Source organism: Paenibacillus sp. RC84 (assembly GCF_041260495.1).
Lineage (GTDB): Bacteria > Bacillota > Bacilli > Paenibacillales > NBRC-103111 > Paenibacillus_F.
This window is the reverse complement of sequence record NZ_JBGBYL010000004.1, coordinates 24,180-42,418: the sequence shown is the minus strand read 5'-3', so window position 1 is coordinate 42,418 and position 18,239 is coordinate 24,180. Positions and strand designations below refer to the sequence as shown.

Sequence of the window (18,239 nt, the reverse complement as noted above, 5' to 3'; positions counted from 1 at the left end):
CTCGTCCGGCAGCCGGCAGACGTCCGGTAACCCGCGTCTATCGGCTGCGGACGAAATAATATGCGGCTGGTTCAGCCGTTTTTGCCCTGCCACTTGTTCCGGTGCTCGGACTCTATCGGCTGTACGTTTTTGCCGTTCAGATCCACCGTATCCGGCGTGGTGCTATCATATCCGGACAGATCCGCCTGAAGATGTACGACGACTTGATGAGTTTTGCCGCCGGCATCCTTGCCGGATACGGTCAGCTCCGCCTCCTGGTGCTGAATATAGTTCGAAGGACTGATCGTCGCGTTAACGGCCACCTTCTCCAGGCGAATATCATCGGTCAGCTCGGGAGCGGCATCCTTCAGAAAATCGTTGCCGAACGGGTTGGCCGTCGTGTCAGCTTTCTTCTCCGGCTGTCCGTGCTCCTTAGACGCCTGCTTGATGACGATCGGCGCAATCGCCTGAACAACAGCGGGCAGCTGAGCGCCGTCCAACTCCGCCGATACGCGCTTGCTCCCGTCCTCTTTCACATCAACGGCGACATAATCTTTCAGATTGCCGACCAGCGCGTCGACCACGGTTTCCACGTGCTGCGGCATTTCTTTTTCCGCGGAGTCTTTAAAACGCTTATGCGTTTCGGCCGCCGCATCTTTTACATAATACACATCGCCGCTTCCCGGTTTGAAAATGGCTTGATCACCCTGCTTGTAAAATTGAAGCGCTTGTTTCGCGCCGCCGGCGGAAACTTCACCCGCACCGCTTGCCGAGCCGCCTTCCCGGCTCATTTTAAACGTCCCGTTTGCGCTCAGTGCCACATTCCCGTTGTCCTGCAAAGATCCTGCCGCCTGAACAGTCACACTTTGGACTGTCTTGGTGTTCTTCAACGCGGACTTGTAGGCGTCGTACCCTGAAGTTCCGGCCATGGCGCTTATTCCCGTCGTGACCATCATGAGACTGCTGATTCCGATTACGCTTCCCAGCACAAGCCATTTCTTGTTCATCTTCATCCTCCTGAACCATTCGTATTTGACTTCCACTGTCATCATAGGCAACAAAAATAAACCCCTTATGAAGCATCTATTAAAACTTTCTTAAATCACTTTCCCAGGATCATTTTTCAGATTCATCGCATAAAAAAAGCCCCTTTCGCAGGGACTCATTTCATTTCGTTCCATCGGCAGACGGCATTTAACGGCGCTGCCCAAAATCGGATGGGAAAAGAAGGCTTATTTTTTTTGTACTTTATCCGGATATAACCCTTCCGCCAGCGTCTGCAGAGCGATCGGGGCGCGGATTCCTTCGGAAGCGGCCGACAGAGGGAGAACGAGCAGCCGCTTGTTCTTAATCGCCGGAATATCGGCCAGCTCCCTTTTACCCAGGAGAAGCTCTTTCTTCTTCTCTACCGGCGTGTCGCCGTAATCCATAATGACAATCACGTCCGGGCTGCGGCTGACGACTTCTTCCCAACTGACTTCTACCCAGCTTTTCTGAATATCGTCGAAAATATTTTTGCCGCCGATCATATTGATCAGGCTCGTAATGTAGGTGTTGGCCGCCGTAAAAGCTTTGTCTTCGCCGTTGTCGTAAATGAACACCTTCTGAGGAGTCCCGACCGTGCCGATTTGGTCCTGAATGTCTTTCAAGCGCTGCTTCATGCCGTCCACAAGCTCATTCGCTTTGGCCTCTACCCTGAAAATGCGGCCGATGTTCAAAATATCCCGGTACACATCCTCCAAGGTCGGAGCGGCTTTATTGGAAGATTCCTGCACATAAGTCTGAACCCCCTGTTTGGCGAGTTCTTCCCGGGTGCCCAGACTTTTCTCCGTAAACGCGCTTTTCCAGCCCGCATAGGCAAAATCCGGAGCGGCCTCCGCGAAAACTTCCTTGGACGGATATGTTTTCGCGAGAACGGGAACCCGTTTGTAAGCTTCCTGCAGCTCCGGGAGGATCTGATCGTCCAGGTAGGCGGTGCCGGCCATATTTTTCTCCAGGCCAAGCGCAAGCATCACTTCCGTAGCATGCTGATTTAAAGTGACGGCCCGTTTGGGCGCTTCCGAAAAATGAAGCTTCTGCCCCATATTATCAAGTTCTACGGCTGCCGCCGGTGCTCCCGTTGACTCCGCGGTCCCTCTCGGTACAAGTGCTTTGGTTGAATCGGAAGCGGAGCAGGCGCTTATAGCGGCCATGCACACAAGAGTGAGGCATAAATATAAAGAAAGTTTAAGAGATCGCATAAGATTCAAAAGGATTCCTCCGTCTGTTTTAGTCCGGCGTTATAAAAAGATTCCGGCAAGTACGTAATGACCGGCTTGCCTGTCAGGGCGTGCCGGTTCACCTCGGCGTGAACGCCGAATATGTCCCGGAGAACAGTAGGGACGAGAAGTTCCGCGGGCGTTCCTTCCGCCGCAATCCTTCCCTCGCTGATGATGTAGAGACGGTCGCAATAGTAAGCCGCCATATTCAGATCGTGAAGGGCGGCCAGCGTCGTGATCCCCAGCGAGCGGACAAGCTCCATGATCTGGAGCTGGTAGCGGATATCCAGGTGGTTCGTCGGCTCGTCCAGAATCAGAAACTTCGCCTGCTGGGCCAGCGCCCGGGCGATAAGCACCCGCTGCTTCTCGCCGCCGGACAAGGTCGCGAAGCTGCGTTCTCCGAAGTGTCCGAGTCCGACCGTTTCCAAGGCCCGGAAGCATATTTCCCGGTCCGCTTCCGTATCGCTTTCGTACCATTTCTTGTGGGGATATCTTCCCATCAGAACCATGTCCGCCACGCTGAAATCGAACTCGACGGAAGATTCCTGGCTGACGACGGCCATCAGTTCGGCCGCTTTTTTGTAGGGCAGATTCAGCAGTTCCCGCTCATCCATAAACACTTGTCCCGCGTCCGGCTTAAGCTCGCGGTAGACCGTTTTGAGCAGGGTCGATTTCCCGCTCCCGTTCGGGCCGATCAGGCCGATAAACTCGCCTTCGCGGACGGCCAGGTTTACGGAGTCGAGGATTTTCCTGGCGCCTATGCTCAAAGTGAGATGATTCGCTTCCATGTTCATTTAGAAGCACCTCCGAACGCGTATGAACTTCTGCGGAGCAGCCAGATGAAGAACGGGCCTCCGCATATCGCGGTGACGATGCCGATCGGCAGTTCTTCCGGCGCAAGCGCGAGCCTGGCCAGAACGTCGGCCCATATGACGTAGACCGCCCCGAAAAGGACGCTGACCGGAAGCACCTTGCGGTGGTCGGAGCCGAGCACCAGCCGGACGATATGGGGAATCATCAGGCCGACAAAACCGATTGAGCCGCTGACGGACACGATCGTTCCCGTGATCAGCGCGGTCACGATCACCAGACAGGTACGGAACGCCGGCACATTGACCCCCATCGTTCCCGCTGCGCCTTCCCCCACGAGAAGAGCGTTCAACGACCGGTGCTGAAAGAGCAGGAAAACGATACCGGACACCACGATCAGAGCCGGTGCGGTGAGGTATTCCCACTTCGCGCCGGCCAGGCTGCCCATCAGCCAGTAAACGACGGAGCGGATGCCTTGGGCATTCGGCGCCATCGTGACGATGAAGCTCGTAAACGCCGACATCATGCTCGCAACGGCTGTTCCCGCAAGCAGCAGCCGGGTGGTCGAAATGCGGCCTCCTACCTTGGCGAAGGTAAAGACAAGCGCCATCGCGACGAGGGAACCGATAAAGGCCGAAACCGGCAGCGCGTAAGCACCGAGAAACGAGAAGCCGCCGAACAGCAGAACAAGGGTAGCCGCAACCGACGAGCCGGACGATACCCCGAGTATGTAAGGATCGCCGAGCGAATTGCGGATTAACGCCTGGATCGTCACTCCGACCGCGGACAGGCCCGCTCCTACGACAAGACCGAGCAGGACGCGGGGAAAGCGGATGTTCCAGATAATATGCTCCTGCGCTTTCGTCCAATCCCGCTCGACCAGGCTGCCGATTCCCGGCATGTGAGATAGAGCGATCTTCCAGACCGTGACGGGCTCGATCCGAACGGAACCGAGCATGACGGCTATCGTCACGGAGATCACAAGGAGAAGCGACAAGCCGCCCAGCAAGAGCGGAAAAGCGGTTAGAGTGCGCGCCGTCCCGTATTTTTTTGCGGATGCGGAGCGGGCGCCCCTGGCCTCCCCGGTCTCCCGTACCGTTTCTTTATTGCAAACCGATTGCAAGTCCTCACCTCGACCGTTGATATTTTTAGGGCTGTCCATGCAAAAAAGCGCCTCCCCCTTCGTTTGCAGACAAAGGGAAAGACGCTCGTAATTTCAGTACGGAACGCATCTAACACCTCCCTATCTCCCGTAGGTTGCTCGTGTTACGGATACAGGCAGGTCTCCTGGCTATCAGCGTCATCATCGGCAGCAGTCTTCCCGGCATGGATACCAGTGACTGTGGTTGCTGCGACTCTTCTGTTACAGTGGCGGGACCGCGCCGGTCTTGCACCGGACTTCCCTATTAAGCTGTACCGCGTTAAGATTCCAACGGCAAGCACCTGTACCGACTTATTCAATTCATCGTCCGGCCTATATTTTACTTGAAATACGGAATGTGAACCGGAAGCATCTTGTCTATCATAGCGGATACGTCAAGAATCGGCAACATTTGACATCCCGCTTAATCCGGAAGCAGGCCCTGGATCTGCTCTCTGACCGTAGGATTATCCAGATCATGACCGAGAACGGACACCATGCCCCGGTCATCGCGTGACCGGATTAAGCGCCCGATGCCCTGCCTCAGGCGGAGCAGCATGTAGGGCATATCCACGTCTTCGTACGGCTGAGCCGAATCTTTCCGCTTGGCCGCAAAGACGGGATCGTCCGGAGGAAACGGAAGCTCCCAGACGATTACATGGGACAAGGACGGTCCCGGAATATCCAGTCCTTCCCACAGCGTTACCGCACAGAGGACACTTTCCTCGTCGTTCTGAAACGACGAGATGAGGTGGCTGATTTCCGCCGAGCCTTCAAACAAAAACCGGTAATCGGCGTACTCGGGATACCGTGTCATGTTCCGTTTGAAATCGCCAAGCGCCTCGCGGGACGGGAACAGGATAAGCGCCCGCCCGTCGGATTCCTTGAGCAGTTCCAGAACCCGTCCGGTCTTGTCCTCTTCCGGCTTGTCGGGATACAGATTCGCCTTCATTTGGGCGCTGTAATCGTAAGGGGAGGGAACGGAGAACGAAAGGAAGCTTTCGATGCCCAGGCTGCCCGCCATATAGTCGAAAGAGCCGTTGACGGACAAGGTCGCCGAAGAAAACACGACCGGCATTTTTTTCGAAAAGACGCGGTCTCTTAAAATTTCCTTGACCATTTTCGGCATGATGACCAGGGTGATTCCGTTGGAATCCTCCGTAACCCATGAAATGAGCTGACCCGGCTTATCGAACAAGCTCAAAGCAAGCTGAATCATTTCCAGGTGTTCCTCGACGATTTTGAGCTGGTAATCGTCCAGTGTGGACAGTCCGCTTTCGAACACAAGCTCTTCCTCAATCACGTCGATCAGCTGCCGGAACCGGCTTACTTCCCGTTTCAATTCTTCGCTCCAGGCGAATTCCTTGCGTTCCGAGGCCGGGACGGAATAACTGCTCTCGTCCAGCACGCGGAACAGCGTTTCACTCTGGACGATGGCCTCCTCGATGGCCAGGGCCAGCGTTTCTCTGACCTCGCCTTCCAGAAGCCGGATGACGATGCTTTCGAATACCGAATGCTTCAATTTGTAGGTGAGCGCGTTTTGCGCAGCCGTTTCAAGCAGATGCCCTTCGTCGAATACGACGGAACTGTGGTCCGGCAGAAGAGGAAGCTGACCTTCCCGTTTGCGGGCCTCGTAGGTCCAGACGTGTTCCATGTAGAAATCATGGGAACAAATAATCAGGTCGGCGGACTTGCGGTAATGCTCGCGCGACAACGTCTGGCCGCAGCGATGCCGCTGGCTGCAGACGAGGCAGTCCTGGAACACGTCCCAGCCGATACGTTCCCACTGCTCGTCCGTCAGCTCGGGGTACTCCTTACGGTTGCCGTACGGATAGAACGACTGGAGCGTGTCCGGGTAGTGGACGAACGAAGGAAGGCCGTGATAAATCTCGCTGAAAACTTCCTCGTCGTCAAAAGCGCCGCCCCGGGTGTCGTCCAGTTTATTCAGGCAAATGTACTGATGCTGCGACTTGCCCATCCGGGCGTCAATCGTCAGATCGAGATGCCGGGCGAGCTTGGCGATGTCCCCTTCGGGTTTGACCAGCTGCTCGATCAGCGACTCGTCCGCACAAGCGATAATCGCGGGTTTTCTCGTATAACGCGCATAAGTAAGAGCGTAAAGCAGATACACCAGCGTTTTCCCGGTTCCCACTCCCGCTTCCGCAAAGATGGTCTGTTTCTCCTGGTAAGCCCTCTCCAGCTGAAACGCCATATAAATTTGTTCGTCTCTCACTTCAAAACCGGCTTCCGGCAGAAGCTCGTAAAACACGTCGGCAATCCAGTCGCTTGCCTGCTGAATAAATGGTTTCGTCGGATCAAATGCAAATGGATAATTTCTCAATCTGGCCGTGCCTCCACATCATCGTTACGTACATCTGTCCATTATACCGCAAAAGATCCCGCTGCGAATCCTCCTTTTCTTAGAAGCGCAAAATAAAAATCCGCCCGGAGGCGGATTCTAAGTTTCAGTCACTATCGTTCAGTCATTGAAGTTTTTGGTGGAAAAGCATTGCATGACACATTCCGTTTATGCAGCAAAAAAAACCTCCCCTTCGCCGGGAGGCTTTTCCTTCTACACTTGCATGATTTTAATCAGATTCGTCGTTCCCGTCTTGCCGATCGGAACCCCTGCCGTGATCACGGTGTAATCGCCGGTTTGCAGCAGCCCCTGTGCGGTGCCGCTGGATACCGCGGCCTGAAACATGTCGTCGGTCGTCTGTACAAACTCGCCTTTCACGGGCAGCACGCCCCACAGCAGGCAGAGCTTGTTCAGAACCTCGTCGCTAGGCGCAATGGCGATGATCGGCGCTTTCGGTCTGTGCTTGGACACCATCCGTGGGGTATACCCGCTCATCGTCGGCGTCAGAATCGCTTTCGCTCCGATCGCCTCGGATGCGCGGACAGCCGCCTGACTGATGATCTCCGTCACATTGACCTCTGCGGGAACGCCCGCCTGCTGACGGCCGGTCTCCTCCATGTAAAGCCCCTCGGCTTTCTTGGCGATCGTGGCCATCGTGCGCACCGATTCGACCGGATACTTGCCGGCGGCCGTCTCGCCCGACAGCATGATCGCGTCGGAGCCCTGAAGAACGGCGTTCGCGACATCGCTCACTTCGGCCCGGGTCGGCCGCGGGTTGACCTGCATCGAATCCAGCATTTGAGTGGCGACAATAACAGGCTTGCCCGCGCGGTTACAGGATTCAATCATCACTTTCTGGAGGACCGGAACATCTTCGACCGGAATTTCAACGCCCAGGTCGCCCCGTGCCACCATGATTCCGTCCGATGCCTCCACGATGGCTTCCAGCTCGTCTACGCCTTCCTGGTTTTCGATCTTGGAAATGATCTGGATATGACCGCAGCCTTGGTCCTCAAGCAGCTGCCGGACTGTAAGCACGTCTTCCGCTTTGCGCACGAAGGACATGGCGATGATCTCAATCTTTTCGCGGATGCCGAATTCGATATGGCGGATGTCCCGCTCCGTGACTCCGGGGAGCGTCGTATGCACGCCCGGCAGATTAACCCCTTTGCGCGGCTTGATAACGCCGCCGTTGATCACTTCGCACGACACTTCCGTTCCCGCCGCCGAAACGACTCTCAGTTCGATCAGCCCGTCGTCGATCAAAATTTTGTCCCCGGCCTTCACGACTTGCGGCAGTTCGGCATAATTGACCGAGATGCGCGTGCTGTCTCCCGCGATTTCTTCGCTTGTCAGCGTGAGGCAGTCCCCCGCTTTCACTTCGCACGACGCTTCTTTGAGCAGGCCGATCCGTACTTCCGGTCCTTTGATGTCCATCAGCACCGGTACGATGGCACCCGTTTCTTTCGCCGCCTGACGGATCCGGCTGATCTGCAGGCTGTGATCCTCCAGCTCTCCGTGAGCCATGTTAATTCTCGCCACGTTCATTCCGGCTGCGATCAATTCCTTCAATACCTCGACGGAGCGGCATGAGGGCCCCATGGTGCAAACAATTTTTGTCTTCCGCATATGATCGGTCCTTCCTCTTCTTTAGTTGTCCCTATTGTAATTCGTTTCCGTTCGGGAGAAAATGAACTATAGTATTGCAATTGTACTATAGTACGTTCTATGAAGAGGGAACCATGATCAAATTAACAAACATCCGGCACGACCGGCTGGCGGAATGGTACGAGGAAAGCGAGCCCGGCGGCAGTGCGGCCGCTTCGTTCATCATGCTGAGCTACGGCCGCTGCCTGTACTGGATCGGAAACGACAAAATTATGCTGGAGCAAGGCGACCTTCTCCTGATCGGAGAGGGCGTATCCTATTACGGCAAAAGCATTCCGACCTTCTTGCACAACAAATATGTCGCAAGCTTCCATATTACGGAAACCGGTCACGAGCTGCCGCTTCTGACGAAACCTTGGGTAAAAATTCGCTCCGGCATGGCCGAATTTTTGCTTGAACGGACCCGTAAGTGCTACTCCGATTGGAAAGAGAACGAACCGTACGCGGCAATTCGCGGACAAGCCATTCTCCTGGAAATGCTCGCTCTGCTTAACCGCGAAGCGGATCAAGCGGCGGTTTCGTCCGAAACGGGAAAACATGCGGAACGGATGAAGCAGTATATCCGCGACCATTACCGCAAGAAAGTGACGAAAGACGAGCTGGGCGAATTTATCTCGAAAAGCCCCAACTATGCCGCCGCTCTTTTCAAAAAAGTAACGGGGCAAACCATCAGCGAATATGTCCATGCCGTACGCGTGAAAAAAGCCGTCTATATGCTGATGGATTCGCTGCTGACGATCGCCGAGATCGCCGAATTTGTCGGGTACGAGGACGTTTCGTACTTTCAGCGGATTTTCAAAAAAACGACCGGCCGCACCCCTTCCTCCTATATGAAGGAAAGGCCGCCGAGGAATTGACCCGCGTGTACGGATGAATCGGATGATCACGGCGGGAGCCGACCTGCAAATGTGCCGCGCCTAACAAAAAAAGCCCGCTCGGGGCTTGGTATTCATGCGTTCCGGCCGCTGCTTTTTATGAAAAAAGGCCGTGTTTTCAACTTTGTTTACTGACCCAAGTTCTGGATCTTCTCGGTAAGCTGCTTCATTTCGTTCACCTGCTGAATCACCGGGGACTGGAGAAGCGATTTATAATCGAGCACCTGGCCGTTAAGCTGCTCCAGATGTCCGTTAATCGTGCCCAGCATCGTTTCGTTGTACCCGACGATCTGCTTATGCAGGTCTTCGGCGAAGCCCGGCGCGTCCAGTCCGTTAAAACTGGAAATATTCTCTCTCATCGCTTCCAGTTCTTTTTTTACCTTATCCCCCGCCTGGGGATCGGTTACGGCTTCCTGGGCGGCGGCGGGCAGGTTTTCGGCGAAAGCGGCCGCTTCCTGGAGATACGTTTTCGCTTCTTCCCCATAGTTCAAGGTGCTGCTCACACCGTCCAGAAGCGAACAACCCGATAGCATCAAAACGGTCAAAACCGCAAGGACGAGTCTGATTTTCATGAATCGAAGGCCTCCTTTTGTTTCGGTTTATACGGTAATACTGTTTTGGCGGAATTCGGTTTCACTATGCGGAGACGCTTCTTGCAGGCCTCTGTCCTGTTTTAAACACAAAAAGAGCTGCACAACGCAGCTCTTTGGCAAATAGACGGCTTGTTGCAGCCCGATGTTTTTTATCTCCTTGCCCACAATCCTGTCAGCCGCAACGCACCACGGAAGACGCCTTTCGGTAAATCCCGGTCTGCGCTCTTCGTCGGCACGACACGGTGACTTTCCTTATTTTCCAAGCACAATACCAATCCGGCCGTCCTTAATTTCCAGTTCGTATTTCTTCACCCGTGTCCGGTCGCTGAACAAGGACTTCCCGGTTTTGATATCGAATTCCCAGCCGTGCCAGGGACAGCGCACAATTTCGCCCTGGCGGCTGTAATCGTATTCGTAGACGTCCGACGGAAGATTCGTCCCGGAGACAAGCCCCGCGCACATCGGCGCTCCCTGGTGCGGGCAGTAATTGTGGAGCGCGTAGAACTCCCCACCGATCCGGTAAATGCAAATTTCCCGCCCCTCCACCTCGACCCGGACATGCCCGCCTTCGGGAACGTCTTTCACATTCAGCACCTCGTGTACCGCCATGATCGAATGGCCTCCGTTTACGATAAGTTGTAGAGCCTTTTCGCGTTCTCGTAAAAAATTTTGCGCCGGGCTTCCGGCTTCAGCTTGCGCAGGATCATATCCGGCGCATCGAAGTCCCAGTGCGGATAGTCGCTGGAATAGAGAATCATGTTCTCCGCGTCGAACATGTTAAATAAGTCGACCAGATGCTGCGGATTGTCCGGCTCCTCAATCGGCTGCGTCGTCAGGAAGCAGTGCTCCGCGACATATTGGCTCGGCATCTTCGTCAGCCACGGAACGGTGGAGCGGAGAGCCTTGTAGTTCTTGTCGAGCCGCCACATCAGCGGCGGCAGCCAGGCGATGCCCCCCTCGACGAGCACAACCTTCAGGCCGGGGAACTTGGCGAATACCCCTTCGCATACGAGGCTGACCAAATGGGCCATGAACATTTGAGACAGGCACGTATGCCACTCGATGTATCTCGCCGGATACCCGGCCGCCGTAGGCGCGGTCGAGCTGCCCCCTCCTTCGGCACCCGGATGGATGGCGACGGGCAGGCCGTGCCGCTCCGCCGCTTCGTAGATCGGGTGGTAGAAGCGGTGCCCCAGCGGCCAGCGTGCGGCGCTGGAGATGATCACTTCGACGATGTCGGGATGATCCCCGATCCGGTCGATTTCCCTGGCGGCGAGCTGCGGGTCGAGCGTCGATACCGCCATGGCGCCCTTGAACGCCTTATGCTTGCCGAGCCATTCGGCGATAAGGAAGTCGTTGTAGGCGGAGCAGACGGCCGCCGCGTAATCCGGGTCGTGCGTCGTCGAGATGTTGTAGACGACGCCCGTCAAGACGGCGTACTCGACGTTGTAGCCTTCAATGAGCTGCTTGATCATGAAGTCGGGATCGGAGCCCGCTTTGCCTCCTCCCGGCGGAATCGAGTCCTTCTTCATGACGCCGATCGGCGAGTAATAACCGGAGCCCGAGTAACCGATGCCCGTGGTCGCGACCCTGGATTTCCAGGGCTCCGGTAAATACGGGATCAGGGCCGAGTCGTTCTGTTCGTTATGAACGTCAGTATCAATGACTTTCAGCTTTTCAGCTGCTGCCACAGCTTTCCCTCCTTCGTACTGATGCTTCCCTTGTACCCGGGCTCAAGATCTACTTCTTGCCGTACGTCCGGGTATAGGCCGTATTGTACATGTTCAGTAAATCGTCCGCTCCCATCTTCTTAACCTGATCCAGGAACTGCTGGTAAGTCGTATCGTTGATCGGTGTTTTTCCGGTGACGAACTCCGTTAATTTCTGTTCCAGGAATTTGTTCAGGTTGTTCAGCTTCGATTTTTCCAGCTCCAGCTCTTCCTGCGTTTTTACGATCTGTTTCGGGGACGGCACGATAAACGGCTCATACCGCTTGTTGATATCCTTGCTCTTGTCGCTCAGCCCGCGTTCCCAAACCTCCCGGGATTTCGCATTGTCCAGCGTGATCAGGTCGTACCAGACGCCCCAGTCCTTGCGCAGCGTATTGAACGGGGAAGCGCCGAATTCTTTCATATAAACGGGCTTGCCGTTTTCCATCGTGTACGTTTTGCCTTCGATGCCCAGGGACAGATAGTTCGAGCCTTCCTCGCTGACGAGGTAGTCCAGGAACTGGACCGCCCTTTCCTTATCTTTGACTTTGGCGGAAATCGCGCGCCCCACAGCTCCGATTACGGGACGGGAGAACTGGTAATTTTTAATGCCGTCCGCGGCAAACTGCGGAATCGCGTCGAGCTCGAAGGCGGAGGTGCCCGCTTTGCGGCCTTTGTCCGTTAGCGACTCCAGATCCGCTTTCCAGAAGTAGGTCACGAGCGACCTGCCTTTCAGAATGCGTTCCTCCCACTGGGCCTGGGTGAGCAGGGAATACTCGGGATCGAGCAGCTTTTCGGTATACAGCTTATTCAAAAAGACAAGCGAGTCTTTGTAGCCTTTGTGATACGGGGCGAACGCATATTTATCGGTCGTCGGGTCGATGTTGAAGAAGCCTTGGATGCCCGTAAACGCCCGGCCGAATACCGTATACAGCCCCGTATCGCCCACGATCGCATTGGGAATGAGCGGATACGAGTTCGGTTCTTTTTCCTTGTACGCCTTCAGGAACTGGTAAAATTCATCCAAGGTAGCCGGCGGCTTCAGACCGTACTTATCCATGAGATCTTTGCGGGTATACCAGATGAAGTTAAAGCCTTTGCCCTCGGCATCCCCTTCGATCACGGGCACCGTGTAAATGCCGCCGTCCGCTCCGCTGGCGACCGCTTTGGCTTCCGGGTATTTCTCGTAGAAGGCTTTCAGGTTAGGCGCTTTGTCCAGGTAGTCCTTCAAGTTCAGAAATACTTTGTCGGGACCGTGCTCCCTGCCCTCCTGGGTGCTCACCTGGATAAAATCCGTGACGGAGTTCGTGGCGATCATGATCTGTCTTTTCTCGGTGAGTCCTTCCTGGCTGACAATCTGGAAATCGACGCTGACGCCTGTCTTTTTCTCGATCTCTTTGAAAATCTCCCAGTCCTGCCGCACTTTTCCCTCTACCCGGTCATAAGCCAGCCATGAAAATTTGACGGGTTTCTTGGCGTCCGATCCCCCGCCCTCCCCCTGTGAAGCCCCCTGATCCTTGCTGGAACATCCCGCCGCAACGACACCGGCAAGCAGAGCGACTGTCAAAATCACGGCAAACGGTCTTTTTTTCATTTCCTAACCTCCCCATAATGGTAGCTTCTGTTCTACTGGCTAGCTTTACTGGTGATGATGGTCCTGCCGGTGGTGCTGGTTATGCTGGTTATGCTGCTCATACTGGTCCTGCTGGTTATGCGGTTCCCGCCAGTCTTACCGGCTATGCCGGCATAACCGCCGCTTTTTGCGGCCTCTTCATGCTCTATAGCCATGAATTCCACCGGGAATTCAGAACTATCTCCATATCCGCCTAGCCTTTGATGCCGCCGATCATGCTTCCCTGTACAAAATACTTCTGGATAAACGGATAGACGCACAGGATCGGAAGCGTAGCGATCATGATCATCGCGTATTTGAGCGTCTCCAGATGATTCAGATCCCCCTCGCCCTGAACACTCGTTCCGGCGATGAGAATGTTGCGCAGCATAATCTGCAGCGGATACATGCTTCTGTCATTGAGATAGATCAGCGCGTCGAAGAAAGCGTTCCACTGGTTGACTGCCGTGAATAGGCCGATTGTCGCCATGACAGGCATGGAAAGCGGCAGGACGATCCGCAGCAGCACCTGCAAGGAACTGCATCCGTCGATCGTGGCGGCGTCCTCCAGTTCCTCGGGCAGCGCTTCGAAGAACGTCCGCATGATAAACAGGTACCACGTCGAAATCAGGGACGGCAGGACGATGGCCCAGATCGTATCGAGCATGCCGAGCTTTTGAACGACCAGGAAGGTCGGAATCATCCCCCCGCTGAACAGCAGGGTAAACGCGGCCAGGAGCAGAATGGTCCTGCGGCCCGGAAGCCATTTTTTCGATAAAGGATACGCCATCGCCGCCGTCACGATCAGGGTAAGCGCCACATGAAGAACGGTGTAGCGGATCGTATTCCAGTAGCTGATCCACAGATCGGGATTGGTGATAAGCCGCTCGTAGGCGACCAGCGTGATCTGCTTCGGCAGAAGCAGCACCTCTCCGCTCGCCACCAGGGCGTTATTCGAAATCGACGCCGAAAACACGTACACCATCGGATAAATCATGACGATGACAAGCAGCAGCATCAGAACGATGTTGAGCGTGTCAAACACTCGGGATGCCAGGCTGGTTTTGATTTTCAACGGAATCCTCCTCCTACCACAGACTCGTTTCGGAATATTTGCGGACGATCCGGTTGGCCGTTACGACCAGGATAAGCCCGATGATAGACTGGAACAGGCCGACGGCCGTCGCGAAGCTGAAATCGGAATCGAGAATGCCCCGCCTATATACGAAGGTGTTGATGACGTCCGACGTTTCGTAGTTCATGGAGTTGTAGAGAAGCAAAATTTTCTGGAAACCCGTCTCCATAAAATGACCGAGCGTCAGCACGAACAGGACGATCATGACCGGCAGCATACCGACAAGCGTAATATGGCGGATCTGCTGAAACCGGTTCGCTCCGTCCATTTTGGCCGCTTCGTACAGCGTGGGGTCGATACCCGCGATAGCCGCCAGGTAAAGGATTGTTCCCCAGCCGATCTTCTGCCAGATTTCGGAGCTTACGTAAATGGTCCGGAACCACTCGGGAATGCCCAGGAACATGACAGGCTCCATTCCGAATACCTTCACGAGAAAATGGTTGACGACCCCGGTCGTCGGAGACAGAAACGTCACGAGAATGCCCGCGATCACAACCGTGGAGAGAAAGTGAGGCATATAGCTGACGCTCTGGACAAATCCCTTGAACCATTTGTTTCGCAGCTCGTGGAACAAAATGGCGAGAACAATCGGAGCCGGGAAATGGAACAGCAGGTCGTACACGTTGAGCATGACCGTGTTGCGGATCAGCTTCCAGGAATCCGGCGTGACGTAGAAGAATTCGATAAAATGCTTCAGCCCTACGAATTTGCTTTCGAGGATGCCCCGGCCGATGGAAAAATCCTGGAAAGCGATGATGATGCCGTACATGGGCACGTACTTGAAAATGATATAGTACAAGATCCCCGGAAGCATCAGCAGGTAGAGCGCTTTGTGTTTTCTGACGAGATACCAGAAGCGGGCACTCTTCGTCATGGCCTCTTCCTCCTTTTAAGTAAGCGCTTGCAAATGGTGATGGCCTAACTATAGAGAACCCTGCCGTTACCGGTAAAGCGTGCATATTTGTACCCGGGTGCCATTTCCTCTCTGCCTTGCGGGCCGGGGCTTTCCGGGTATGTTCAGGAAAAAAAAGAGACTCCGGAAAATTAGGAGTCCTGCCGTATTCACTGATGAATCGTCCGGTATTTCGCGGGGGTAATGCCTTCGTATTTCCGGAACATCCGGATAAACGAATTTCTTCCCCAGTAACCGACTTTTTCGGCGATATCGTCCATTTTCAAATCCGTTTGAAGAAGCAGTTCTTTCGCTTTGACCAGCCGGTATTTGGCGATGTACTCCACGTATTTCTCCCCGACTTCCTCCTTGAAGGTCCGGCTGAAATGCCCCACGGACATATTCATGGAATTCGCAAACTGTTCGATCGACAACTCTTCATCGTAATGCTCATGAATATATGCCAGGATGTCGGTAAATTTGCAGGCCCGCTCATCCGGCTTGGCAGGTTGGAAAAGCAGCTCGTGAAACTCCTGGAAGCAGCGCTTCACTTCCTCCAGCGTCATGCAGGCGTTGACCTTGTCGAACAGGCCCGCATAAAAAGGCACGTTGAAGTCTTTGCGATCGGTTTTCGCCGCCCGTACCCACGTATTTAAAATATCCGTGCACAAATATTTGATCTGAACGGCCGTGGCGTTTTTGCGTACGGCTTCTTCCACCGTTTCGTAGGCCGACTGCAGCAGCTTGTCGTAGTCGCGCGTTTTGCAGCGGTTCAGAATGCGCCCCACCTCCTGCACGCTCAGGAATGTATCGCACTGGGTCGAATCCGGCGCGCTCTGCTCGCTGCAAATCTCGACGCCGGCGCTCAGTCCGCGGCGCTGCAAAACCGATACGGCCTGCTCGTAAGACAAGTGAAGCTCCTCAATGCCGTATACCGTCCTGCCAATGCCGATCGTCGCTTTGAAATAGCTGCCGTACAGCTGCAGAGCCGCCCGGATCAGGTTCGCCTCCTCCTCCGGGCTCCGGCTGAGGAAAGGGTCCTTTTGAATCACGCAGACGAGCAAGTCGGACTTGATTCCGCACAGCCAGATTGTCGAGGGCACGAGCTGGAGAATGCGCTCTTTCAGCTCCGCCGTCAAGAACGATTTGGACGTCTCCGAAAGCCGGCCGTACACGTCCGGATCATAGTGCAGCGCTATGCCGAGCACGGTCCGCGCCGCTTTTTTCGTATAGGCAAAACCGATTTCTCCGGCGTATGTCTCGATGGAGAGGGCGTCCCTGTATTCGCCCAGCAAAATTTTGGTCACAAAATGCTCCTGCACGATCGGAAACATGCCCGTCACCCGCTGGTTAAGCTGTTTGTTTTCCGAAATGATCCGCTGCGAAAACCGTTTGATCACATCGTAATCGTTCCCGTCGCTTCGCATTTGCAGCGCCTGGGCAGAGCCGTGCGATTTGAGGCCCTCTTTGATCTCCAGGATGGGCCGGTACATGCGGCGGCTCAAATAATACGAGACGAAACTCCCCACCACAATGAAAAAGGCAAGAAAAATCCAGCTGATAAGCCGCGTAAGATGGGCAGGCTTCATGAGCGTAGGCAAATCGACAAGGCTCAAGTAATAGGACGTGTCATCAAAACCCGATTTGACCAGCGAAATCGCTTTGTCCTCCGTAATCAGAAATTTGGATTCGCCCGAGGCGTCCGCCAGAGGCGACGGAATCCGGCTGATACCGTCCGACACAATCCCGTTAGAGCTGATGATTTCTCCCCGGCTTCCCAGAATCGCGGTACCGGCCACCCAGTTTTCCCGGATCTTGATCAACCGCTGCAATTTATCCCTGCTCACATCCACCACCAGATACACTTCGGGAACATTTGTATTAAACGGGTAGCTCATCAAGGCGGACAAGGCGGAGCCGTCCGGCTTCGGTTCCGTAAACTCCATCATTTTCTTGTTTGTAAACTTGGCCAGGTATGCCGCCTTCTCCTCCGCCCCCATCGGATAGCGGAAATCGAAATAGTACGACTTATCGGTATACGTATCCACATCAATGACAAGGTCATGATGAACGAACACCAGATACGCTTTCGTCACCAGCTCATCCGATTGCAGCTTAATCAGCTGCTCCCGCAGAGCGTGGATCAGCTCCATACGCTGGGGGTTCTCGCCGGACAGATCTCCGGCTTCTTTAAGCAGGCTGCGGATATTGGAGGTGCTGAGCATGTTAATCATATTCGTTTTCAGGGAATTGAAAGCGGTGTCCGTCTGTTCGGAGAAACGGCTCATGATGACACGGTTTAATTTCTCCGCATCCTTCTCGATCAGGGAGACGACGAGGAAATGGGCCAGCGTGCAGGCGACAATTACGGGAATCAGAATGACGACGAAATAGTTGGCGAAATGACGCCAGAACAAGGCGATACGGAAAGAACGCGGTCTCGGAATCGGAATCATGGTCGGCCTACCACCTTTTCACGGAAGGTTGAAAGAAAGGAATGCGGGAGAGTAATCGGGGACCAGAAAAAATGGGGGACGAGAAACCGGCAGCACCGGAAACGATCAGATACAGCATCCCGACAGGACGAAATGAGAGCGCTCTCACGCCATCCTTTAGTTGTATTATAGTGGGGGTGAAATAATAATTCTACAATTTTGTGAATTTTGAAATAATATTTTTTGGACAATGTGAAAAAACCTATTTCCTCCGGGAGGAAATAGGTTTTCATGCGGACCGTCAGGCCATTCGTTTTGCTTCTGCGACAGACAGGTCATAACGGAAGGGTCATCGTAATCGTTCTCGGAGCGAAGCCCAGCGACTCATACAGATGAAGCGCATGATTTCCGGCATACACGCTGAGGCGTACTTCGGGATAGCCCAGGCTTTTGAGCTGCTCCACCGCTTCCTGCATGAGTTTTCTGGAGATTCCGCGTCCTCTGAAATGTTCAAGCACATAGAGCTCGTATACAAATCCGATAATCCGGTCGGTAAACGAATCTTTGCTCTCCCCGATCAGAACCCATCCGGCCAGCTGCTTCTCTTCCGCTGCGATCAGATAGTAGCAGCCTTTTTTCAGAAGGGGATCTACGAGCTGCCTCACTTTGTCCCGGTTCGGTTCGGCATTTCCGAGCGTTCCCTCCGCTAAAGCCTGCGGCGAAAGCCTCCGGATCTGCTGAATTTCCTCCGGAATCGGTTTGCGGATTTCCAT

General features: G+C 54.5%; 15 protein-coding genes and 1 riboswitch. Of the genes, 1 reads left to right on the top strand and 14 read right to left on the bottom strand.

Features of this window, described 5'->3' with window-relative positions; all coding sequences use genetic code 11:
* Nucleotides 1-71: 71 nt before the first annotated feature.
* The 6 genes from ABH899_RS10640 to pyk all read right to left on the bottom strand — a co-directional run bounded on the left by ABH899_RS10640 (nt 72) and on the right by pyk (nt 8,176).
* Complete coding sequence (locus ABH899_RS10640) at nt 72-986, bottom strand: hypothetical protein (protein WP_369996026.1); 915 nt, start codon at nt 984-986, stop codon at nt 72-74.
* A 225-nt stretch (nt 987-1,211) separates the two neighbouring features.
* A complete protein-coding gene (locus ABH899_RS10635) occupies nt 1,212-2,219 on the bottom strand; it encodes an ABC transporter substrate-binding protein (protein WP_369996486.1) in 1,008 nt (335 codons plus the stop codon).
* 5 nt (nt 2,220-2,224) lie between these two features.
* Complete coding sequence (locus ABH899_RS10630; RefSeq protein ID WP_369996025.1) at nt 2,225-3,031, bottom strand: ABC transporter ATP-binding protein; 807 nt, start codon at nt 3,029-3,031, stop codon at nt 2,225-2,227.
* Complete coding sequence (locus ABH899_RS10625) at nt 3,028-4,209, bottom strand: FecCD family ABC transporter permease (protein WP_369996023.1); 1,182 nt, start codon at nt 4,207-4,209, stop codon at nt 3,028-3,030. Before ABH899_RS10625 ends, ABH899_RS10630 begins: the two co-directional genes overlap by 4 nt.
* A gap of 98 nt (nt 4,210-4,307) precedes the next feature.
* Nucleotides 4,308-4,509: riboswitch (cobalamin riboswitch) on the bottom strand.
* 103 nt (nt 4,510-4,612) lie between these two features.
* On the bottom strand, nt 4,613-6,529 hold the full coding sequence (locus ABH899_RS10620) for an ATP-dependent DNA helicase (RefSeq protein ID WP_369996022.1): 1,917 nt from the start codon (nt 6,527-6,529) through the stop codon (nt 4,613-4,615).
* Between the two features lie 231 nt (nt 6,530-6,760).
* Nucleotides 6,761-8,176: a pyruvate kinase gene (gene pyk, locus ABH899_RS10615; RefSeq protein WP_369996021.1), complete on the bottom strand. Its 1,416-nt coding sequence runs from the start codon at nt 8,174-8,176 to the stop codon at nt 6,761-6,763.
* A 113-nt stretch (nt 8,177-8,289) separates the two neighbouring features.
* On the opposite strand from pyk, the gene ABH899_RS10610 reads away from it, so the two are divergent.
* Nucleotides 8,290-9,072: a helix-turn-helix domain-containing protein gene (locus ABH899_RS10610; protein WP_369996020.1), complete on the top strand. Its 783-nt coding sequence runs from the start codon at nt 8,290-8,292 to the stop codon at nt 9,070-9,072.
* A gap of 146 nt (nt 9,073-9,218) precedes the next feature.
* On the opposite strand, the gene ABH899_RS10605 is transcribed toward ABH899_RS10610, so the two are convergent.
* The 8 genes from ABH899_RS10605 to ABH899_RS10570 all read right to left on the bottom strand — a co-directional run bounded on the left by ABH899_RS10605 (nt 9,219) and on the right by ABH899_RS10570 (nt 18,239).
* A complete protein-coding gene (locus tag ABH899_RS10605) occupies nt 9,219-9,662 on the bottom strand; it encodes a DUF6376 family protein (protein WP_369996018.1) in 444 nt (147 codons plus the stop codon).
* 273 nt (nt 9,663-9,935) lie between these two features.
* The gene (locus ABH899_RS10600) at nt 9,936-10,292 is read right to left on the bottom strand and encodes a Rieske (2Fe-2S) protein (protein WP_009672423.1); all 357 of its coding nucleotides are present in this window, start codon (nt 10,290-10,292) and stop codon (nt 9,936-9,938) included.
* A gap of 17 nt (nt 10,293-10,309) precedes the next feature.
* On the bottom strand, nt 10,310-11,374 hold the full coding sequence (locus ABH899_RS10595) for an amidohydrolase family protein (protein WP_369996017.1): 1,065 nt from the start codon (nt 11,372-11,374) through the stop codon (nt 10,310-10,312).
* 49 nt (nt 11,375-11,423) lie between these two features.
* Entirely contained in the window at nt 11,424-12,986 is a 1,563-nt protein-coding gene (locus ABH899_RS10590) for an extracellular solute-binding protein (protein ID WP_369996016.1), read from the bottom strand.
* Nucleotides 12,987-13,218: 232 nt separating this feature from the next.
* Nucleotides 13,219-14,079 carry a carbohydrate ABC transporter permease gene (locus ABH899_RS10585; protein ID WP_369996015.1) on the bottom strand — a complete coding sequence of 287 codons (861 nt, stop codon included), beginning with the start codon at nt 14,077-14,079 and terminating at the stop codon, nt 13,219-13,221.
* Nucleotides 14,080-14,092: 13 nt separating this feature from the next.
* The gene (locus ABH899_RS10580; RefSeq protein WP_218230083.1) at nt 14,093-15,013 is read right to left on the bottom strand and encodes an ABC transporter permease; all 921 of its coding nucleotides are present in this window, start codon (nt 15,011-15,013) and stop codon (nt 14,093-14,095) included.
* A 188-nt stretch (nt 15,014-15,201) separates the two neighbouring features.
* The gene (locus ABH899_RS10575; RefSeq protein WP_369996013.1) at nt 15,202-17,487 is read right to left on the bottom strand and encodes a helix-turn-helix domain-containing protein; all 2,286 of its coding nucleotides are present in this window, start codon (nt 17,485-17,487) and stop codon (nt 15,202-15,204) included.
* A 314-nt stretch (nt 17,488-17,801) separates the two neighbouring features.
* Nucleotides 17,802-18,239, bottom strand: coding sequence for a GNAT family N-acetyltransferase (locus tag ABH899_RS10570; RefSeq protein WP_326054711.1), 438 nt, complete (start codon nt 18,237-18,239; stop codon nt 17,802-17,804).